Source organism: Yersinia vastinensis (assembly GCF_902726565.1).
GTDB lineage: Bacteria > Pseudomonadota > Gammaproteobacteria > Enterobacterales > Enterobacteriaceae > Yersinia > Yersinia vastinensis.
This window is the reverse complement of the sequence record NZ_CACVAF010000004.1, coordinates 365,961-387,128: the sequence shown is the minus strand read 5'-3', so window position 1 is coordinate 387,128 and position 21,168 is coordinate 365,961. Positions and strand designations below refer to the sequence as shown.

Genomic DNA, 21,168 nt, shown 5'->3' with positions numbered 1-21,168 from the left:
GAACATGAACCGCTGCGGATGAGCTCCCCGCTATTCTTTCCACAGTATATGGCACAATTTATGGTCTTTTTCACGGCATAAAAGAACACGAGCAAAGACATCGTTGATCTCTTCACCGTCATTGTCAGCAAGACCAATGACCACTTCGGCGAAAAAGTCTGGGTTTAAGTCAAAATCGACATGCTCTTGCCAGTCTTCAGCGGGATCAAATAACTCAGCACCGCCACGTTCTTCAAACTGAAGATTAAACAAAAGAATATCTGCTGGGTCGAGGTTGTCACCCGCCAGTTCTAGAAAGATATCGTACGCCTGTTCCAGTGTTTCATCTTCAGTTAAGCGGTTATTCAGGTCCATTAAGTTTGGCTCTTGTGCATTCTGATCCATTTGCAGATTCCCATTTATCATGTGCAGATTGCGCTCATTAAAACATTCTCTCTCTAACTTTTACAATTATTCTACTGCTGAAAATGAATAACTCAGAGAATCTACAATTGAATGACGGTTGGTATTCAATTTATTACAAGAAGGGGCTGAAAAAGTAGAATAACCGTTCAGTAACCCGATGCCAGAGTGGGCGCTTGTTCCAAACTTCCCCGTCTAATAACTTCGAACGAGCAATATAATCATCTTGAACTTGGGCTAAATCGGCACCGAAACCATCATCATCAATCACCAATGTGATTTCAAAATTCAGCCATAAACTGCGCATATCCAAATTTACCGTGCCAACTAAACTTAGCTGACCATCGACCAGCACACTCTTGCTGTGCAACAGGCCACCTTCAAATTGGTAAATTTTAACACCAGCATCAAGAAGTTCTGAGAAGAACCCTCGACTGGCCCAGCGAACCATCATCGAGTCGTTATCCCGCGGAACGATAATGCTCACATCGACACCGCGCTGTGCTGCGGTACAAATGGCGTGCAGTAAATCATCACTGGGAACTAAGTAAGGGGTGGTCATGACCAACTGCTTACGAGCGGCATACACAGCAGTTAATAATGCCTGATGAATCATCTCTTCAGGGAAGCCAGGGCCGGATGCGATGACTTGAATGGTATGACCGCTCTCTTCTTCGAACGGCATGATATGGGTATCTGGTGGCGGCGGCAGAATACGTTTGCCGGTTTCAATCTCCCAGTCACAGGCATAGACAATACCCATGGTTGTGGCCACAGGACCTTCCATGCGCGCCATCATATCAATCCATTGGCCCACACCAGCATCTTGTTTGAAGAAGCGTGGATCCACCATATTCATACTGCCGGTGTAGGCCACATAGTTGTCAATCAGGACCACTTTACGGTGTTGACGCAAATCCATACGACGGAAAAACACCCGGAAAACATTCACTTTGAGCGCTTCGACCACTTCGATTCCGGCATTGCGCATCATGGAAGGATATGGACTACGGAAGAATTGCTGACTTCCGGCTGAATCCAGCATCAGGCGACAGTGGACACCGCGACGTGCCGCGGCCATAAGAGACTCAGCAACTTGATCTACCAATCCTCCAGGCTGCCAAATATAAAACACCATTTCTATATTATGTCGGGCCAGTTCAATATCACGCACTAGCGCTTTTAACGTGTCATCAGTCGTTGTCAGTAATTGTAATTGATTACCTTTAACACCACTGATGCCTTGGCGTCGTTCACATAATTGGAATAAAGGTGTCGCGACCTCACTGTTGGAGCTGGCAAAAATGTGTTGGCAATCTTTCAGTTCACTTAACCAGCGCGCAGTAGAGGGCCACATGGCTTTTGCTCGCTCTGCACGCCGCTTGCCCAAATGAAGCTCACCAAATGAGAGGTAAGCAATGATCCCAACCAAAGGCAGAATATAGATAACAAGCAGCCATGCCATGGCCGAAGGAACGGCTCTGCGTTTCATCAGAATACGCAATGTTACCCCGGCAATAAGCAACCAATAGCCAAAAACAGAGAGCCAACTGATTACGGTATAAAATGTTGTCATAAGGGCGGAAATCCTGTTCACAAATGGTCGCTAAAGAGTGTACGCACAGTGTGGCAAAGGCGAAACCTTTAATCGGATATATTAATTGATAAAATCTTTTTAGCTAAAGGACTTGCAAGAATAAATATAGCAGGCGTTTGTTATTCTTCCTGCATTGATAACGATAGGATTTAGGGGGAAACATGCACTTTTACTGTGGGCCGACTTGGATCGAGGAGTGAAAAGTTTATAATAGCCCAGTTCTCAGCTTTGGAAGAGTCGTTTCATGAGACGGAGTAAAAATGAGGTAGGCCGTTGGCGTATGCTGCGGCAAAATCAACGCCGCAGAAGTCGTTGGCTTGAAGGTCAATCGCGGCGTTATCGCCATATCTATTGTATTCGCCAGCTTCATGAACATCAGCATCGTAGGGCGCTATTGTTCACCGTGGCTTATGAATGGTAATTCACGTGCTCGCTAATAAAAACAGTCTCTTCATGAGGCTGTTTTTGTTTCAGTCATTAAGATATTGGGCGATGACTAAATCTCTACTATAAAATTACGTGTATAACGCCATCAGCCGACACAGAATTTTACGTGATTTCTGTACAATAGTATGGTCGATTTGAAATTGAGTAATGATATTTTCCACTTTAAATTTCGTTTTCTTTCGCATAAAAATCACACCTATCCTAAATTATCAAAATGCGATAATTCTGATGTCATTTTTAATAATAGATAGTGCAGAATAACGATCTATCAGTTTATTTCACATCTGAATGGCATCGCGCTACCTTATATATTAGGCCGCTTCGTTCTAATCGTTCAGTTTCAGGGGTGTTACTGTTAGGTTGTTCGAAGTGGCCATCCTCCTGCTAAATAAGTGATTCTGAAATAATAAACTTAATAATCATCATGATTGATTAATACTTTCTTATCTATCAATGGGTTGTTGATTGATGTTATTTTTTTCTTCAATTCTCATTATCGTTTTTAGTGATCAATAATAAAAAATTGATCAATTTTATCAATTGATCAATACTGCTGTTCTTATCAAAGAAAAGGATTTTACTGTGGATAGCAGGCTAAACATTGCAGTCGATTGCACTTTTATCTGTGAGCCGGTATACCAGCATAATGGTCAGTTACTGGCAGTGGAGTTATTGAGTCGTTTTACAACGTGTGCCTTTAAATCGCCTATTTATACCGAGCGTTTTTTGCATCAGCTTAATGCTCAGGTGAAGGCCCAATTACTGCATGACCAATTATGTGCAGTAAAAAACCATCAGCAATGGCTTATTGAAAAACAAATAATACTCTCAATAAATATAGATTTTGATATGGCTCAAGCGGTGTTGTATGACGAGAAAGTCATATCATTATTAGACTCAATGCCTTTTATCCGACTGGAAATAATGGAGAGTTTTCCTAATCTGGGTGACGGTGCAAAGAATACACTATTAAGTAAGTTGGCTAAACGATATTCCTTGTGGTTGGATGACTTTGGCAGTGGCAATGCGCACATTGCTGCGGCAGCCAGTGGTTTCTTTGAATGTGTAAAGGTTGATAAGCATTTTTACTGGCAGTGGGGAGGGAGTGTGACGTTTGACAATCTGGTGACCCGCTTGCGTGATCACTGCCAGAATGTGGTTGTTGAAGGCGTAGAAACTCACCAACAATTTATCCAACTTACAGATATGGGTGTTGATGCCATGCAAGGTTACTTATTTAGTGCGTCTCCATTAAATGAACTCCATAACCTCACGCTGCACTATGACCATTTTGATGTCAGATAAGTTTACTCAAATGATACTCACGTAAAAATAATAATCCACACACAAGGAAAGAGAATTTTTGTCGGTAGGACATCAAGTTAGGAGGCTTTTGCTGTGAATATCACAGATATATGCTGTGGTTCGGTGGATGATATAGTCCCTATTACAGCAAAGGCTATCGTTCATGTCTCAATATAAATTAGCTAAAACAGTATTCTTTGGGGACTTAAAAACTAGCACCGCACTCTATAAATATGAAATTTATTGCGAAGAGTCTGAACTGATATACCACGCTGCTATTTATTCTGAGCAAGTCATTGCTGCCGGTAAACATACATATCCAGTATGGGTAAGAAAAGATCATATGATACTGAAATCACCAGCGCATATGTTGGATAAAGCGGTGGAGGCTTGTGAGGACCATTGGTTGAAGCACTATAAAGTGTAGTGGGGCACAGAGGGGAAAATAGTCAATCAAATACGCCTGAACGCAGGCGTATTGTGTGGATTAATAATGTTTATCAATTCAATTAATCAAATAATTCTGATAGAAAACTTTTCTTCTTGTAATGCTTAGGTTTTGAGTATCCGTGGTTATCACGGTCATGATGACGTTCACGGTCTCTCGGCTCAGAATAAGAGGCCGTTGCAGGCCCATTTTCCACAGATTTTTCGATGATTTTATCTAACTCTCCGCGATCCAGCCAGACTCCACGGCAATTTGGGCAGTAATCAATTTCAATGCTTTTACGTTCAGACATCACCAATTGGGTATCTTTGCATACTGGACACTGCATAGTCTTCATCTCCGCGTTTAACAAAATGGCTCAATATCTCAAGAGAGAAATCGATAATTCATTAGACAATGATTCTCAGTAATTATAAGTAAAGATGATTAAAGAGATGTAATTGCGAAGCGTTAGGATGAAGAATGATAAGCCGTTTTCTAGCGGGGCTGCCACGATGCTAGCGCGGCGGCCCGATAAGTATGGTGTCAGAATACTCGCTTATAGGGTTTAACAATGACTGATTGGTACACACCTGCGGCGACATAAGGGTCTTGTTCTGCCCAAGTTTCAGCCTCTTGCTGTGAGGCAAACTCGGCTATCACGGTAGAACCACTGAATCCGGCTGCACCGGGGTCTGCACTGTCAATCGCAGGGTTGGGGCCTGCGGTCAGTAAACGCCCTTGGTCCTGTAAAGTCTGCAAGCGTGCTAGATGTGCAGGGCGCACTGATAAGCGTTTCTCCAGTGAATCGGGAACATCGGTCGAGAAGATTACATAAAACATGTTTCACCTTTAAAATTATTATCATGATATGCATCGAATTTGGTATCCCATAACAGCATGTTCCACCCATAAATTCAATAAGGTGCGCTAATGGCGCTGTATCCATTATCCGGCGCTTACCCCAGTAATGAACAATGAAATAAAATGATAATTAAGGGTAAATAGAAAGTACCATTTCGTTGATATTGTCGCTTAAAACACCATTTAAAGCCTATTGATGAGATAGTTTGCAGTTGCTTATTGAATATGATTGCTATTTGCATTTAAACTTAGCTGCATTAGAGGACACTGAATTATTATGCAGCTAAATAAATTTTTTCTGGGTCGACGGCTTACATGGCCAATCGCATTTTCAGTAGGGCTACATGGCAGCGTTGTTGCGGCATTGCTATACGTCTCTGTAGAGCAAATTCACGTACAGCCTGAAATCGAGGACGCACCACTGGCTGTCACGATGGTGAACGTTGCTACTTTTGCTGCTCCACAGCCAGCAGCGGCGGAACCACAGGCAGAGCCCGAGCCAGAACCGGTCGAAGAGGCACCACCAGAGCCTGAAGTGTTACCAGAGCCGGTTCCAGTGCCACTTCCTGAACCGGTGAAACCTAAGCCGAAACCTAAACCGGTGAAAAAAGAAGTTAAGAAGCCTGAAGTGAAAAAGCCGGACGTGAAGAAGACCGTCGCGCCACCGGATGACAAGCCTTTTAAATCGGATGAGCCAGCTCTGTTTTCTAACAATGCACCGGTAAAATCAGCACCGAAGGCATCAGTACCCGGAGCATCAACATCAGCAGGACCAAAAGCACTGAGTAAGGCGAAACCGACTTACCCGGCGCGCGCCTTGGCTTTAGGGGTTGAAGGGCAGGTTAAAGTACAATACGACATTGATGAGAATGGTCGAGTTACCAATGTCCGAATCTTGGAAGCCACTCCGCGAAATACCTTTGAGCGAGAAGTTAAGCAAGTAATGCGTAAGTGGCGGTTTGAGGCAGTGGCTGCTAAAGATTATGTCACAACCATCGTGTTCAAAATTGGCGGCACGATGGAAATGAACTAAGGCTTATATTTTATTGTTTGGAAAAGCAAAAATAGCTTAGTTGGACGCGAAATCGCATGATAAGAAAAGGGCGCCTTAACAGCGCCCTTTTGACATTAATAGAAAGCGGGGAGCTATTGTGTCGCACCCACCTCAAAATTTCCCCGTCCGTCGGGTAATGCTCGAGCTTTGCCTGCATCATCGACTGCGACATAGGTGAACACGGCCTCAGTCGCACGATAGCGCTGACCAATAGGCTCAGAAGAGACCTTTTTCACCCACACTTCGATATTGATGGTAATAGAGCTACGGCCGGTTTTAATGCAACGGGCATAGCAACATACGACATCCCCTACAGCCACAGGTTTGAGGAAAGTCATTCCATCAACACGGACGGTGACAACTCGACCTTGCGCTATTTCTTTTGCTTGAATGGCTCCGCCAATGTCCATTTGCGACATTAACCAGCCACCGAAGATATCGCCGTTGGCATTGGTGTCTGCGGGCATGGCAAGGGTACGAAGGACTAGTTCACCATTCGGTAATAATTGTTCACCGCGAGGTGATTGCTGTTCTTGAGTCATCTCTGTCGCTACTTGGGTTATAGATACCCGCTATCTTTCAAGCCGCAAGGTTGTTGGTTGTCATCACTGACTCATTTCATTGAGCTTATTTAGTGACCGCCAACCTGCAATGGAAAATCTATCGGGTATAAGTTAGTTAAATTATGACTTTTTCTGCTCTTCCGGCATATGTCGGTAAATATAAACACCGCTGATTAGCGTGAATACCAGTGTCAGCGCAGTTAAGCCAAAGACTTTGAAGTTCACCCAGATATCCTGAGGTAACCAGAAAGCGACATAGATATTCAGCAGGCCGCAGGCCAGGAAGAAGATTGCCCAAGACATATTCAGTGTTGACCACACGACATCAGGCAACGACAACTCTTTACCAAGCATTCGTTGAATCAATGGCTTCTTCATAAACCATTGGCTTACTAACAAAGCGGCAGCGAACAGAACATACAGCACTGTTACTTTCCATTTAATGAATAAATCACTGTGGAATGCCAGTGTTAGCGTACCGAAGACCAGTACCATAATCGCGGTGATTAGCGTCATCTTTTCAACTTTGCGATATTTGACCCAAGTAAAGGCCAGCGCTAACAACGTTGCGACAATGAGCGCCCCTGAGGCGACAAAAATGTCATACATCTTGTAGAAAACAAAAAATACGACCAATGGGAGAAAATCTAAAAGTTGCTTCATGAATCAATCCATCATTTATACACCGCCCGACTATACCGGATTCAGTGAGGTGAGTGTACCTGCGGTAAAACACTATTATCCTTAATTATCTGCCGGAATGCGCGCACTGCCAGCGGGATTTGCAGAAACTTACGATAAACAGGTAACAGATTTTGTCTGTATATTGCCAGCCATGCATTAACCCAGCATGATAAGCGGTAAATATTGGGTTAAGGCTGGGTAGGGTTGTTATGCAGAGAAAATCACTCCGGTATTGGATGCCGGGTTTGACCCAATTAATGGCCTATGAGCGTGGTTGGTTCAAGCCAGATGTGAGAGCCGGATTATCCGTTGCCGCTGTAGCATTGCCTATCGCTATAGCTTATGCCGAATTGACCGGCGTAAGTGCTGCGGTGGGGTTGTATTCTTGTATTTTACCCATGATTGCCTACGCATTTTTTGGTTCATCGCGGCAATTGATTGTGGGGCCTGATGCTGCGACTTGTGCGGTGATAGCAGCGGTTGTTGCACCACTGGCGGCAGGTAATAGTGAGGTTCACTGGCAACTGACCATCATAATGACATTGATGATGGGGACGTGGTGCCTGGTGGCGAGCCGCTTTAAATTGGGAGCATTGGCTGATTTGTTATCGCGGCCAATACTCACAGGGCTGCTTAACGGGGTAGCGATTACCATTATCGTCGACCAGCTAGGCAAAGTTTTTGGTTTTATGACCCGACCGCCCCAGTTAATCGAGCGGGTGTTAGCATTACCGCATAATTTGATTAATAGCCATTTGCCGACGGTCGCAATTTCGTTGCTGACTTTTGTCGTGCTATATGGCGTTAAATGGTTAAGACCCAATTGGCCAGCACCTTTGTTGGCCATTGTCATCGCGACTTTTGTCTCTTGGGCTGCCAATATGCAGCAATTTGGTGTTTCTGTCGTCGGCGGTTTTGATGGCGGGTTGCCAATCGTGCAATGGCCGGCTTTCCAGCCTGGTTTACTACGTGACATGGTCATTCCAGCCCTTAACTTAGCGGTTGTCAGTTTTGTCAGCATGATGCTGACGGCCCGTAGTTTTGCCGCCAAAAATGGTTATGAAGTTGACGCCGATGTGGAATTGCGGGCGCTGGGGGTCACGAATATTGTCTCCGCCTTATCCCAAGGTTTTGCTATCAGTGGGGCGAGCACTCGCACTGCAGTGAATGATGCCAATAATGGTAAGAGTCAGTTGGTTTCAATTATTGCCGCGCTGGTTATTGCGATGGTGCTGTTGTTCTTAACTCGCCCACTGCAATTTATTCCCATCGCCGCTCTGGGTGTGGTGTTGATTTATGCGGCTTGGTCTCTGCTCGGGTTCAGAAGCTTATGGCAGCTACGCAAACGTAATACTCAAGCTTTCTATCTGGCGCTTTTTACCTTTGCCAGTGTGGTGTTGGTCGGGGTTATCAGTGGTATTGGTTTAGCGGTATTACTGGGTATATTACAATTTTTACGCACGGTATTTCGTCCAACGGAGCAGCTGTTAGGGGTCAATGAAGATGGCATGATCCATTCAATGCGCAGTGGCAACGGTATTAAACCTGTTCCTGGAGTGATGATTTACCGTTTTAACTCACCATTGACCTACTTCAATGTGGCCTATTTTAAGCGGCGCATTCTGAATTTGGTTGATAGTACTTTACATCCGACGGATTGGGTGGTGATTGATGCGGTTGCCAGCTTTACCTATGCCGATATCAGCGTGTTGGCGGCTATCGATGAATTAAAACGCGATTTAAGACAGCGCAATATCAAACTGATATTAGCCGGAAGACGTACTGAGTTGACGCGTTGGTTCAGGATTAACCGACTCAAAAGCCATGATGAAGATCTGATTTTGGTCCCTGACTTGTATCTGGCTCTTAAGCTGATTCAGAGTAAACAGCGTGTGGCTGAAAAACAGGCGTCAGTGACGGAACTGGAACCTGAAAACGACGTGTAGAGAATAATGCGTTTATCATAAATAACAAAAGGGGCATATGGTGCCCCTTTTTATGAGAATGACAGGATATTTAGACTGTAATATCCGTCGGGCGCAGCAACATATATAAGCGGAACAGATACACCAGCAATAATGCAGAAACCAGATTGCTCAATGAACTTAAGATGACGCTGGCAATGGGGGTTGGCAACGCTGTTAAGTGATTGACCAAATACAGCAAGACCAATTTGGCGGCTATCCACAGCATCATCGCAGGAACAATTAAGCGCACATTCGCAAAGGCCAGTTTCGAACTGGCTTTTATTGCGGCAAAAACGCCAATCTTTTCAGTAGTCACGATAACCGGTGAGAGAGAAAGAGCAACGGCGATGATGATCCCAGGCACGATGAATATCATTAATCCCAACTGAATTAACAATGTGCCAATAAACATTAACAGCAGCAAGCGAGGTAAAATAGGCAGTGAAATTCCGATTGCCTGTAATGCGCTAACACGACGCCCAGTTGATACCATGGAGATCAGCGTTAACATTCCACCCACTAATAATACATTGCCCACTAATGCGGAAAAGGTTGCCGCAGCAGAGACTTTCAGTAGCACAATTTGCTGCTCTGGTGTGAGCTGTGCCACCATATCTCTAATACTGATATCTCCCGATGAAGCAAAATCACTTTCTGAAGCACTTAAAATACCCAGTTGTTCAGCATCAGGGATAAATGCCTGATTCAGCATGACGGTAATGAACGCAGTCAGCAACGCCAGCAACAAAATGGTGGGTAGCTGATTACGCAAAAAGTTAAAACTGTCACGGTATATAGTGTTAGCCGTGATAGGCATGAAAGCTCCTTGGGATCGAAAAAATAGCGCTAGCCGATGATTATACCTTGTTATGGCGCGCTATGGGATCCCGTGATTGGCCAATGGCTGATTTCTTCTGATCTAATTATCTGGATATTATCAATGGGTAACGGTGGCAAGCCGTAGTGGGCGCGGGCGCGATCACAATAAGGATTAGGTTCTCCGGCCTCGCCAGAGCGCTCAAATTCGTGGCAAGGCGGCGGTCGATCGCCATAAATTGAACAGGAAACGGACTGACCGACATCTCCTTGAAGGGCGATACAGCGGGGGGATTTGCTGTTAGTTCCTGACATGCAGCTAATAAATGGCGTGACTTGTTCTGTCATCGCATTAGGTACTGTACCACCCCCCTCTTTGGCTTCTGCCCAATAGAATGAAACCCGAAAATAGGCACAGCAGGCACCACAATTCACACACGGATTAATTTCAGCGCTCATCTTTAATCTACCGCTCCTTACAAAGTAAACAGCCAACCGATCACGATTTCACACATTTGACATCCAAGCATAGCAGCATGACGACGGTTCACTTTTTCATCAATGGTCATTAGCACGATTTGCTGAAAAAGGTCATTTATGATCCAGATCAATTTCAATGTTATTAAGGAATTAAATAACCCTACTTAAATTAGGATTTATTTAGATTGTTACGAAAGATGTGATCTCGATTGGATCATGAATACTTATTTGTAGGTATATTCTGTTCGCGAATGTACCTACAAATGGAATGGATAATGAAAAAAGTCACTTTGGCATTATTAGCCGTAGCAACTCTGGCATCGACTGCAGTCAGTGCGCATCAAGCAGGCGATTATATTTTCCGGGCAGGGACGGCGACAGTCAGACCAAATGCAGGGTCTGATGATGTACTAGGTTATGGTTCTTTCAAGGCGGATAATAATACTCAGTTAGGTCTGACTTTCAGCTATCTGATCACTGACAATATTGGGGTCGAGCTGCTGGCGGCTACGCCGTTCCGTCATAAAGTCGGTCTTGGGCCAACCGGGGATATTGCAGAAGTTAAGCAATTACCACCAACACTGATGGCGCAATATTATTTCCGTGATAAACAAGACAAACTGCGTCCGTATTTAGGGATTGGCTTAAACTACACCACCTTCTTTGACGAGAAATTCAACAATACCGGTGCTTCTGCGGGCTTGACCGATTTAAGTGTTAAAGACTCTTGGGGAGTGGCAGGACAAGCTGGTTTGGATTACATGGTCAGTGAAAACTGGATGCTGAACATGTCTGTCTGGTGGATGAACATCGAAACCGACGTTAAATTCAAAGCTGGTGGGGTGGAGCAGAGCATCCATACACGCCTTGACCCATGGGTATTTATGTTTGGCGCGGGTTATCGCTTCTAACTTCCCGTCGCTTTTGCCGCGACAAGAGGGTTAGCTGCACTTACTTGGTTAAGCTTATCGGGATTCGCCCATCTGTAACGGTAATGCTTTGAGCAAGCCAGTTGTGCTTGATATGGCAGGACTGGGTGATAAAGGAGGCGCAGAAATGCGCCTCCTATCGTTAAATTATCTGATTTGCATCTGATCACTGACCGATTTCACCCCAGGTACGGTGCGGGTTATTTGTACGGCCCGATTAGCATCTTGGCGTGAGCTGACGAAACCACTCAGTTGAACCCGCCCTTTGAATGTCTCAACACTGACTTCCGTGGATTTTAGATTCTTCTCACCCAGTAGTGCCGCTTTTACCTTCGTCGTGATCACCGTGTCATCCAGATAGCCCCCTGTGCCTTCAGACTTTGCTGTCGGTGCACAGGCGGATACCGCCATCGCCATAATCACTGCAATACATAAGGCCGAAAGGGTTTTGAAAATCTTCATAAATGACTCTCCATGTTTATCGATGTCATAGGGCATATGTAACACAATAATTAGTATTGGTTATTAATGGCGTTTATTCAAATTAGCAGTGAATAATTCGTGGAGAACATATTGAAAATAAGGGAGTAATTACTGCCAAGATTGCAATGTTCCCACAGGCCGCGAGAAATTTTAGCGTTAATACTCACGCGATAATGAGTTCAGCGCCTGAGAATGAGACTTTCAGGCGCTGAGTAAAGATTAGAGACGAGTTGCGGCTTTCATTTCTGAGACGAAATGAGCTAATTTTTTCAACATCTCAGCAGGTTGTGAGACATTATTTTCTATGATTTTGACAATGGCAGAGCCAGAAATTGCCCCCGCAGCCCCGGCAGCTAAACTGGCTTTTACCTGTTCAGGTTCTGAGATACCAAAACCTTGCAGTGCTGGTGCGGCATTGTATTCACGCAGTTTATCAATCAAATGATTTAACGGCAGATGACCGTGGTTCTCAGCGCCGGTAACACCAGCGCGTGAGAGTAAATAAGTATAGCCACGACCATGTGAAGCAATTTCACGCAATAAATCATCGTCAGCATTGGGGGGACAGATGAAGATAGGAGCAATGCCATGGCGTGCTGTGGCCGCGCGGAACGGAGCTGACTCTTCGAATGGCACGTCAGCAATCAGTACCGAGTCAACGCCCACTTCAGCACAGCGCTCATAGAAAGTATCAATCCCGTTGTGGAATACTAGATTTGCATACATCAGCAGACCAATAGGGATGGTTGGATGTTTTTTGCGAATTTCCGCTAACATCTCAAAGCAGATACCTGGCGTCACACCCGCAGCGAAGGCTCGCAATGCCGCGTTTTGAATGGTCGGCCCATCAGCCAACGGGTCGGAAAACGGGATACCTAACTCTAACGCATCCGCGCCTGCTGCTATTAAAGTATCAATAATATCCAAAGAGAGGGCCGGTGATGGATCACCTAACTGCACGAAAGGAACAAAAGCCCCTTCTTTTTTGGCGGCCAACTGTTTGAAAAGCTGCTGATAACGCTCCATTAAATTTCTCCCCGTGCTTTCAAAATATCGTGGACGGTGAAAATATCTTTATCACCACGCCCAGACAGATTAACCACCAGTATTTGTTCTTTTTCCGGCGACGCTTTAATCATTTTCAAAGCATGGGCCAGTGCATGGGAAGACTCCAATGCCGGAATAATCCCTTCTTTGCATGACAGTGCTTTGAAGGCTTCCAGCGCTTCATCATCGGTGACTGAAACATAATCAGCACGGCCGATGCTGTTCAAATAAGCATGCTGTGGCCCGACTGACGGGAAATCCAACCCGGCAGAAATAGAGTAAGACTCTTCAATCTGACCATCACGGGTTTGCATCATGGGTGATTTCATTCCAAAGTAGATGCCGACTTTGCCGTGCTTAAGTGGGGCGCCATGTTGACCGGTTTCGATACCCAACCCAGCGGGTTCAACACCAATTAAACCCACGCCCGGTTCGTCGATAAAATCAGCAAACATGCCAATCGCGTTTGAGCCGCCCCCGACACATGCCAGTACCGCATCCGGTAAACGCCCTTCTTTGGCTAATATTTGCGTCTTTGTTTCTTCGCCAATCATCCGCTGGAATTCACGCACGATGGTTGGATAAGGATGTGGGCCAGCAGCAGTACCTAGCATATAGTGGGCGGTTTCGTAGCTACCAGACCAGTCACGCAACGCTTCATTACAAGCATCTTTCAGGGTCGATGAGCCGCTGTGTACCGGGATAACTTCTGCGCCCATCAGGCGCATACGGAACACGTTAGGTGATTGGCGTTCAATATCTTTCGCCCCCATATAGATACGGCATTTCAAGCCAAGCAGGGCACAAGCTAATGCTGACGCGACCCCATGCTGTCCTGCACCGGTTTCTGCAATGATTTCAGTCTTACCCATGCGCTTGGCTAATAAAGCTTGACCCAACACTTGGTTGGTTTTGTGCGCGCCGCCATGCAGCAGATCTTCTCGTTTGAGATATAACTTGGTCTTGGTCCCCTCGGTCAAATTCTGACACAGGGTCAGGGCCGTTGGGCGCCCTGCATAGTTCTTTAGCAAATCCTGAAATGCCGCCTGAAACTCAGGGTCCAGTTGGGCACTGACAAAAGCGTCTTCCAGTTGCTTCAATGCTGGCATCAGAATCTGGGGCACGTACATGCCGCCGAACTCGCCAAAGTAAGGATTTAGTGTGGTCATTTCTCTGTCCTTTATCGGATTAACCAACATGTGGTCATAAATTAAATCAGTAAGCGCGCAATGTCTGGAATACGGCAGCGATCAATTGAGGATCTTTGATGCCGGGAGCACTTTCTACACCGGAGTTAATATCTAACCCTGCGGCGCCCAGTTGAGCCGCAGCAGCACAGTTATCAGCATTCAGGCCGCCTGCCAGCAAGACATTATCAAGTGGTTGTCCCGCTAATAATGACCAATCAAAACGCTGACCAGTACCGCCATCGCCATTGTCCAATACGTAACGTTCGACATGTTGTAGGCTGCGGGTGGGCAGTGTGTCACTGACCATCAGTGCTTTCCAAATTTGGCAACTGGCAGGTAAAACCTCACGCAGTTGATTAATATAAGATGGGTCTTCCTGCCCATGCAGTTGTACTGCTGCCAGAGATAAACGCTCGGCAGTTTGCTGGACGGTATTGATTTGAGCATCACGGAACACCCCGACATATTTTAGCGGCGCGCCACTGATAACGGTACGGGCTTGGGCGATGTCCACATGACGTGGTGAATGGCTAACAAAAATCAACCCGCCATACACCGCACCCGCTTGGTATGCCGCGGCAGCATCTTGGGCACGGGTCAGCCCACAGACTTTATTCTCGCCCAGTAATACCCGGCGCACGGCAGCATTAAGGTCGGATTCAGACATCAGTGCACTACCGATCAGAAAACCGTTGGCAATATGGCTCAGTTCACGCACCTGCCGGTAATGATTAATCCCCGACTCGCTGATAACAGTGACGCCTTCTGGCAGTCGAGGTGCCAATTCACGGGTACGATTAAGGTCGATGGATAGGTCACGTAAGTCACGGTTGTTAATACCCACGACTTTTGCGCCCAGCGCAATGGCGCGGTCCAGCTCTTCGGCATTACTGGCTTCGGTCAGTACGCCCATATTCAGGCTATGTGCGACCGCAGCCAACTGGCGATAGCTGTCATCGTCTAGCACCGACAGCATCAACAAAATCGCATCTGCCTGATAAAAACGGGCGAGTTGAATTTGATAGGCGTCGATAATAAAGTCTTTGCACAAAACAGGCTGAGTCACGACGGCACTGACTTGCGGTAAGAAATCAAAACTGCCCTGGAAGTATTTTTCGTCAGTTAACACTGAGATAGCAGAAGCATAGTTTTTGTAAACAGCGGCAATCTCTGCCGGATTAAAGTTGTCACGAATGATCCCCTTGGATGGGGATGCTTTCTTACATTCCAGAATAAAAACGGTTTTACTGCCTTGCAGCGCCTGATAAAAGTCGCGTTGGCTTAGGGTTATATCGTTTTGAAAACTGGCCAGAGGCTGTTGCAATTTCCGCGCGGCAACCCAGATTTCCTTATCGCGCACTATTTTGTGAAGTACGGTTTCCTGCATGATTTATCCTCTTGCTGCCAGAGCGGTAACACGTGAAAACGCTTGACCACTGTGAATCATTTCCAATGCTTGCTGCGCGTTGTGACGCAGGTTTTCTTGACCGTGCAACTTCAGTAATAACGCGACGTTAGCCGCGACGGCCGCGGCGTGTGCCGGTTCACCTTTACCTTGTAACAACCGTGCTAAAATGTCACGGTTTTCTTCAGGCGCACCGCCTTGCAGCGAACCCAATGGGTAGCGATTCAAACCAAAATCTTCTGGTGCTAATTCATAGCTTTCGATGCTGCCGTTATTCAATTCCGCGACTTGTGTCGGGGCATGAATGGCGACTTCGTCCATGCCACCGCCATGTACCACCGCCGCGCGTTGATAGCCAAGCACCTTCAAGGTCTGTGCAATCGGTAACACCAAATCAGGGCTATAAACACCAATCAGCGCCAGTGGTGGGCGAGCCGGGTTGATTAATGGCCCCAGCACATTGAACAACGTCCGAGTTTTCAACTGTTGACGCACGGGCATCGCATGGCGAAAACCGGTGTGATATTGCGGCGCGAAGAGGAAGCAAACCCCTAACTCATCTAGGGCCAGCCGTGATTGCTCGGCAGTCATATCCAAACGAATACCGAATGCGGCCAGCAAATCAGACGAACCTGAACGGCTGGACACACTGCGGTTACCGTGTTTAGCCACTTTGATACCACAACTGGCGGCAACAAAGGCACTGGCGGTAGAAATATTAATGCTGTTGGTGCCGTCTCCCCCCGTGCCGACGATATCAGCGAACAGATAATCTGGACGCGGGAAATGCTGTGCATCAGCCAACAGTGCTTGTGCCGCACCCGCTATTTCAGCGGGAGTTTCACCACGAACTTTCATGCTGATCAATGCTGCAGCCAGTTGGCTTGCTTCTAATTCGCCGCGCACGATAGCTGCAAACAGCATTTGGCTTTCTTGCTGGGTCATAATGTCGGCCTGGAACAGTTTTTCCAGCAACTGCTCTTTGGTCAATGACAGATCTTTGGCCAGCAGCATGTCTTTAGAGGGTAAATTTTGCATTCTATGTTCCTTAATTACGCTAACGCCCAGGCCAGTGTCTGCTCAAGCAAACGGGCACCTTGCGTGGTTAAAATCGATTCCGGATGGAATTGGTAGCCACAAACCCGGTGAGCATCATGGCGGACAGCCATGACCATCTCGCCAAAACGGGCGTTAACGGTTAATTCTGTCGGGATATTGCTGCCAACTAATGAGTGGTAGCGGGCAACCGGCAATGGATTAGGCATATTGGCAAACATGCCTTGCCCATCGTGTTCAATGGCAGAAGCTTTGCCGTGCAATATTTCACCCGCCTGACCAACGTGACCGCCATAAGCTTCAACAATGGCCTGGTGACCCAAGCAAATGCCGATAATGGGTAATTGTCCACGTAAACGCAGTAGTAATTCAGGCATACAACCGGCCTGAGCGGGTGTGCCGGGGCCGGGAGAGAGCATCAGCACAGGTTGTTCGAGTTGTTGCAGGCGCTCAATAATGGTTTCTGCGGCAATATGATTACGGTAAATCACCACGCGATGACCACTGGCACGCAGCTGGTCAACCAAGTTGTAAGTAAAGGAATCGATATTATCGAGCAGCAAGATATCGGCCATTAGAAGGTCTCCCTGGCATGGTGTGCGGTGGCAATTGCCCGCAAAACAGCACGTGCTTTATTGCGGGTTTCATCGGCTTCTGCCTGTGGAATGGAGTCGAGTACGACACCGGCACCTGCTTGAACGGTGGCAATGCCATCCTCGACATAAGCCGAGCGGATAACAATGCAGGTATCCAAATCACCGTGTGCAGTAAAATAGCCGACAGCGCCGCCGTAGCTGCCACGTCGTGAACCCTCACTGCCAGCAATCAATTGCATGGCTCGTACTTTGGGCGCACCGCTCAGGGTGCCCATGTTCATGCAGGCCTGATAGGCGTGTAGAACATCCAAATCGTGGCGCAATGTGCCCACAACGCGAGAGACCAGATGCATGACAAAGGAGTAGCGGTCAACTTTGGTCAGGTCGGCGACATAACGGCTGCCCGGCTCACAAATGCGCGCCAGATCATTACGGGCTAAATCCACCAACATCAAGTGCTCCGCGAGTTCTTTATGGTCAGTGCGCATCTCCAGCTCAATGCGGCTGTCCAAATCGCGATCCAGCTCGCCATTAGTACGGCGACCACGCGGGCGAGTACCCGCAATGGGGTAAATTTCAATTTGGCGGTTAGTGGCATCGTATTTCAGTGCACTTTCCGGTGAAGCCCCGAACAGAGAGAATTCATTATCCTGCATAAAGAACATATAAGGGCTTGGGTTATGGTCTTTCAGTGTCTGGTAAGCGGCTAAAGGTGAGGGGCAAGGCAGAGAAAACCGGCGGGATGGCACCACTTGGAAAATTTCGCCTTCACGAATGGCAAGCTGTAACTCACTTACGACCGCGCCATATTCTTCATCTGATTGGTTACACTGTAACGTCATTTCTGGTACTGACATGGCCGGAATAGGCTGCGGTGCCTGTTGTAACTGATGACTAAGCTGCTCTAAGCGGGCCGTCAGTCGCTGATGTTCGTTGCTATCCGGTGTGAACAGACTCGCTTGTAAATGAGTTGAACGATGTTGATGGTCTAATATCAGTAAGGTTTCGGCCAGATAGAAACAGAAATCGGGGCAACGGTTTTCATCACGCAGCGGTGGTAAGTTTTCAAAACCAGCAACCAAATCGTATGCGAACAGGCCCCCAAGGAACATCGCTTCACGCTCGGTCTTTGGAGTGCTGACCAATGTGAGTAGCAGGCGTAAAGCATCAAAAACGGACAGTGCTTGTAAGCGAGAATCTTCATCTTGCACTTCATTAATGATGGGGAAGGTTAATTCACGGCCATTAGGGCGCACTTGAATGTTAACTTCTGCCGGTAGGGCGGCATCCAATAAGGGTAATAAAGACGCACCATTACGCGTCAGTGCCTCAATGGTCACTTTTTGCCCGAGTGCAGTGATACGCAGTGCGCTGTCGATAATGAGCAGACTTTTCAGGTTCTGTTTGCTGGTTACCTCGGCTGACTCCAGTAATAATGTTGCAGGGCGAGCGCCGCAAAGCTGATGAAACAGTGCAGTGGGATCATCGCGATAACACGCCGTGGCGGTGAGTAACTGTAAAGTAGGGCGTGAAGTTTGCATCATTGTCTATTGATCCTAAAAAGATGTGATCCTGAAAAAGTGATTACGCCAAAATTTGTCCATAAAAAAACCCGCTATTAGCGGGCTGAAGCAATCTGCACTGTCTGATGACGGATATGCGTGATTACATCGCCCGAGTGAGGGAGATGTGCCACCAACGTAGTAAGGAAATCAGGGAAGTTTTCATTATCAGTCACGACTCTCTAAGATTGCTTTATTCGAGGATATCATTGGTTTCCTCGTGAACTTGCGTACTAGTTAACTGGTTCGCGAAGTGAATGTCAACCCCTGAGTGATTGTTTTTTAATTGTGCGTTACCGGGCTGATGTGCCCGGATTTCAATTAAAGTGCGTAAAGTCCTTATTAGCAGGTATCATAACCAACCACGTTTTTTCTGGATTTTCTGTTTTGGTTAATAAGACCGTTTTGATAAATAAACCCGTTGTGTCTGATAACACCACTTTAGCTGATACGGCTGAATCACCTGATAGAGTCGCTGAGTCTTCGGCTTTTACTCTCTATGATTTACACAGTCATACTACGGCATCCGACGGCTCGTTGACGCCAGCGGCATTAGTCGTGAGGGCTGCGCAAATGCGTGTGGGAGTCTTGGCTATCACCGATCACGATACCACTGCGGGGTTAGCAGAAGCGGCGGCGACTATCGCCGAGCAACAACTGGCATTGCGGCTTATTCCGGGGGTGGAAATCTCCACATTATGGGAAAACCATGAGATCCATATTGTGGGGCTAGGCATTGATATCCATCATGAAAGTATTTGTAAATTATTGAATGAGCAATCCGAACACCGTTATGTCCGAGCGCAGGAGATAAGCGCTCGTTTGGCTAAAGCGCGCATTCCTGATGCTTGGGAAGGGGCTAACCGATTGGCGAGTGGGGGCCAGGTAACTCGTGGGCATTTTGCTCGTTATTTGGTTGAGTTAGGGCTTGCCAGCAATGTCGGGCAGGTTTTTAAGAAATATTTAGCCAAAGGTAAGACCGGTTATGTTCCTGCTCAATGGTGTACAATAGAACAAGCTATTGATGCGATTAAGCAATCTGGTGGGCAAGCGGTGCTAGCACATCCTGGTCGCTATGATTTAACCGCAAAATGGCTAAAGCGGTTATTGGCGCATTTTGCTGAACATGGCGGAGATGCCATGGAAGTTGCCCAGTGTCAGCAAGCTCCTCATGAACGGGCGCAGCTTGCCCAATATGCGCGTGACTATAATTTACTTGCATCCCAAGGGTCTGATTTCCATCAACCTTGCTCTTGGATTGAATTGGGCCGCAAACTGTGGCTGCCCGCTGGGGTGGAGCCGGTATGGCGTGATTGGCCTATAGAGCCAGACAACTCGTACGTTGAATGATGAGGTAGAGTCATGAGTCAATTTTTTTATATTCACCCGGAAAATCCACAGCCTAGATTAATCAACCAAAGTGTTGATTTTTTACGTAAAGGCGGGGTGATTGTGTATCCGACAGATTCTGGTTATGCCCTTGGCTGCCGCTTAGAAGATAAATCGGCAATGGAACGTATCTGTCGCATTCGCCAATTGGATGGTCATCATAATTTTACCTTGATGTGCCGTGATTTGTCAGAGCTGTCCACTTACGCCTATGTGGATAACACGGCTTTTCGTTTGATCAAAAATAATACACCCGGCAACTACACCTTTATCTTAAAAGCGACCAAAGAAGTTCCTCGGCGTTTGATGAATGATAAACGCAAAACTATCGGTTTACGTGTGCCGTCTAATCCGATTGCGCTGGCGTTGCTGGATGTCTTGGGTGAGCCGTTGATGTCGACCACATTGATGCTACCGGGCAATGATTTCGCGGAATCTGACCCAGAAGAAATCAAAGAGCACTTAGGTAAACAAGTGGATTTGATCATTCATGGTGGTTCATTGGGCCAGCAACCTACGACCGTCATTGATTTGACAGACTCTTCCCCTGAAGTTATCCGCGAAGGAGCGGGGGACACCACACCGTTCCGCTAAATTTCATCTTGTGTATTCGCAGTGGTTGGATGCGGCATAAATTTTATCGTGACATGCCGATATCCAACCTGCTTATCAATCCTGCCCGAACCAATAAAAGTCTTTTACCTATTATTGTTGGCGTTGAGCCTTCATCAAATATTGCTACATACTTAATCGATTCCTAAATAAATAATCAATAATATTAGTGTGTTACTCCGATCTTACTCAGATTTGTTCTGCTGTATTCGCGAGAAGGGATTTCTGATTCTGTCATTTAGATTCATCTGCATTAATTTTTAGCTAAATTATTATCAATAATTAACATTATA

22 protein-coding genes, 2 pseudogenes and 1 other annotated feature are annotated in these 21,168 nt (G+C 46.5%); of the genes and pseudogenes, 8 read left to right on the top strand and 16 right to left on the bottom strand.

Features of this window, described 5'->3' with window-relative positions; genetic code table 11:
* Positions 1-30: 30 nt before the first annotated feature.
* Together HUZ92_RS08565 and cls are read right to left on the bottom strand one after the other, a co-directional pair.
* Positions 31-354 (bottom strand): HI1450 family dsDNA-mimic protein, encoded by a 324-nt coding sequence (locus HUZ92_RS08565; protein ID WP_050101364.1) that lies wholly within the window; start codon positions 352-354, stop codon positions 31-33.
* Positions 355-517: 163 nt separating this feature from the next.
* Positions 518-1,978 (bottom strand): cardiolipin synthase, encoded by a 1,461-nt coding sequence (gene cls / locus HUZ92_RS08560; protein ID WP_050101343.1) that lies wholly within the window; start codon positions 1,976-1,978, stop codon positions 518-520.
* Between the two features lie 265 nt (positions 1,979-2,243).
* Here cls and HUZ92_RS08555 point away from each other — a divergent pair, with 265 nt between their 5' ends.
* The 3 genes from HUZ92_RS08555 to HUZ92_RS08545 all read left to right on the top strand — a co-directional run bounded on the left by HUZ92_RS08555 (position 2,244) and on the right by HUZ92_RS08545 (position 4,178).
* Positions 2,244-2,420 (top strand): YciY family protein, encoded by a 177-nt coding sequence (locus tag HUZ92_RS08555; protein WP_050101342.1) that lies wholly within the window; start codon positions 2,244-2,246, stop codon positions 2,418-2,420.
* Positions 2,421-3,028: 608 nt separating this feature from the next.
* The gene (locus HUZ92_RS08550) at positions 3,029-3,751 is read left to right on the top strand and encodes an EAL domain-containing protein (protein ID WP_145580036.1); all 723 of its coding nucleotides are present in this window, start codon (positions 3,029-3,031) and stop codon (positions 3,749-3,751) included.
* Positions 3,752-3,914: 163 nt separating this feature from the next.
* Entirely contained in the window at positions 3,915-4,178 is a 264-nt protein-coding gene (locus HUZ92_RS08545; protein WP_050101340.1) for a hypothetical protein, read from the top strand.
* A gap of 82 nt (positions 4,179-4,260) precedes the next feature.
* On the opposite strand, the gene HUZ92_RS08540 is transcribed toward HUZ92_RS08545, so the two are convergent.
* Positions 4,261-4,527, bottom strand: a complete 267-nt coding sequence (locus HUZ92_RS08540; RefSeq protein ID WP_050101339.1) for a TFIIB-type zinc ribbon-containing protein — start codon at positions 4,525-4,527, stop codon at positions 4,261-4,263.
* Between the two features lie 197 nt (positions 4,528-4,724).
* The gene (locus HUZ92_RS08535) at positions 4,725-5,021 is read right to left on the bottom strand and encodes a YciI family protein (protein ID WP_050101338.1); all 297 of its coding nucleotides are present in this window, start codon (positions 5,019-5,021) and stop codon (positions 4,725-4,727) included.
* Positions 5,022-5,319: 298 nt separating this feature from the next.
* On the opposite strand from HUZ92_RS08535, the gene tonB reads away from it, so the two are divergent.
* Entirely contained in the window at positions 5,320-6,075 is a 756-nt protein-coding gene (gene tonB, locus HUZ92_RS08530; protein ID WP_050101337.1) for a TonB system transport protein TonB, read from the top strand.
* Between the two features lie 113 nt (positions 6,076-6,188).
* On the opposite strand, the gene yciA is transcribed toward tonB, so the two are convergent.
* Both yciA and HUZ92_RS08520 read right to left on the bottom strand, forming a co-directional pair.
* Positions 6,189-6,638: an acyl-CoA thioester hydrolase YciA gene (gene yciA / locus HUZ92_RS08525; RefSeq protein ID WP_050101336.1), complete on the bottom strand. Its 450-nt coding sequence runs from the start codon at positions 6,636-6,638 to the stop codon at positions 6,189-6,191.
* A gap of 141 nt (positions 6,639-6,779) precedes the next feature.
* A complete protein-coding gene (locus HUZ92_RS08520; protein WP_145580037.1) occupies positions 6,780-7,322 on the bottom strand; it encodes a septation protein A in 543 nt (180 codons plus the stop codon).
* A 230-nt stretch (positions 7,323-7,552) separates the two neighbouring features.
* On the opposite strand from HUZ92_RS08520, the gene HUZ92_RS08515 reads away from it, so the two are divergent.
* Complete coding sequence (locus HUZ92_RS08515; protein WP_050101334.1) at positions 7,553-9,289, top strand: SulP family inorganic anion transporter; 1,737 nt, start codon at positions 7,553-7,555, stop codon at positions 9,287-9,289.
* Positions 9,290-9,359: 70 nt separating this feature from the next.
* Here the strand turns inward: HUZ92_RS08515 and HUZ92_RS08510 are convergent, their stop codons facing one another.
* Positions 9,360-10,127: a YciC family protein gene (locus tag HUZ92_RS08510; RefSeq protein WP_050101333.1), complete on the bottom strand. Its 768-nt coding sequence runs from the start codon at positions 10,125-10,127 to the stop codon at positions 9,360-9,362.
* A gap of 50 nt (positions 10,128-10,177) precedes the next feature.
* The gene (locus tag HUZ92_RS08505; RefSeq protein WP_050101332.1) at positions 10,178-10,585 is read right to left on the bottom strand and encodes a YkgJ family cysteine cluster protein; all 408 of its coding nucleotides are present in this window, start codon (positions 10,583-10,585) and stop codon (positions 10,178-10,180) included.
* 296 nt (positions 10,586-10,881) lie between these two features.
* Between HUZ92_RS08505 and ompW the strand changes: the two genes are divergently transcribed.
* Positions 10,882-11,517, top strand: coding sequence for an outer membrane protein OmpW (gene ompW / locus HUZ92_RS08500; RefSeq protein ID WP_072086745.1), 636 nt, complete (start codon positions 10,882-10,884; stop codon positions 11,515-11,517).
* 165 nt (positions 11,518-11,682) lie between these two features.
* Here the strand turns inward: ompW and HUZ92_RS08495 are convergent, their stop codons facing one another.
* From HUZ92_RS08495 to trpL, 8 genes and pseudogenes are all read right to left on the bottom strand, one after another.
* Positions 11,683-11,997 (bottom strand): BON domain-containing protein, encoded by a 315-nt coding sequence (locus HUZ92_RS08495; RefSeq protein ID WP_050101330.1) that lies wholly within the window; start codon positions 11,995-11,997, stop codon positions 11,683-11,685.
* A 240-nt stretch (positions 11,998-12,237) separates the two neighbouring features.
* Positions 12,238-13,044, bottom strand: coding sequence for a tryptophan synthase subunit alpha (gene trpA, locus HUZ92_RS08490; protein ID WP_145580038.1), 807 nt, complete (start codon positions 13,042-13,044; stop codon positions 12,238-12,240).
* A complete protein-coding gene (trpB, locus tag HUZ92_RS08485) occupies positions 13,044-14,234 on the bottom strand; it encodes a tryptophan synthase subunit beta (RefSeq protein WP_050101328.1) in 1,191 nt (396 codons plus the stop codon). The genes trpA and trpB overlap by 1 nt, the downstream gene beginning before the upstream one ends.
* Before the next feature lie 46 nt (positions 14,235-14,280).
* Positions 14,281-15,642, bottom strand: coding sequence for a bifunctional indole-3-glycerol-phosphate synthase TrpC/phosphoribosylanthranilate isomerase TrpF (gene trpCF / locus HUZ92_RS08480; protein ID WP_145580039.1), 1,362 nt, complete (start codon positions 15,640-15,642; stop codon positions 14,281-14,283).
* Positions 15,643-15,645: 3 nt separating this feature from the next.
* Positions 15,646-16,638, bottom strand: a pseudogene (gene trpD / locus HUZ92_RS21030) (anthranilate phosphoribosyltransferase); the annotation flags it as partial.
* Positions 16,639-16,718: 80 nt separating this feature from the next.
* A pseudogene (locus tag HUZ92_RS21025) lies at positions 16,719-17,291 on the bottom strand (glutamine amidotransferase-related protein); the annotation flags it as partial.
* Positions 17,291-18,853, bottom strand: a complete 1,563-nt coding sequence (locus HUZ92_RS08465) for an anthranilate synthase component 1 (protein ID WP_145524779.1) — start codon at positions 18,851-18,853, stop codon at positions 17,291-17,293. The gene HUZ92_RS08465 and the pseudogene HUZ92_RS21025, both read right to left, overlap by 1 nt.
* A gap of 61 nt (positions 18,854-18,914) precedes the next feature.
* Positions 18,915-19,016: a sequence feature (Trp leader region), on the bottom strand.
* Entirely contained in the window at positions 18,978-19,040 is a 63-nt protein-coding gene (gene trpL / locus HUZ92_RS08460) for a trp operon leader peptide (protein ID WP_115155793.1), read from the bottom strand. Its footprint overlaps the feature before it by 39 nt.
* Positions 19,041-19,297: 257 nt before the next feature.
* Here trpL and rnm point away from each other — a divergent pair, with 257 nt between their 5' ends.
* On the top strand, positions 19,298-20,224 hold the full coding sequence (gene rnm / locus HUZ92_RS08455; protein WP_145580040.1) for an RNase RNM: 927 nt from the start codon (positions 19,298-19,300) through the stop codon (positions 20,222-20,224).
* 12 nt (positions 20,225-20,236) lie between these two features.
* Positions 20,237-20,857, top strand: a complete 621-nt coding sequence (locus HUZ92_RS08450) for an L-threonylcarbamoyladenylate synthase (protein WP_050101324.1) — start codon at positions 20,237-20,239, stop codon at positions 20,855-20,857.
* The last annotated feature ends 311 nt before the right edge of the window (positions 20,858-21,168 follow it).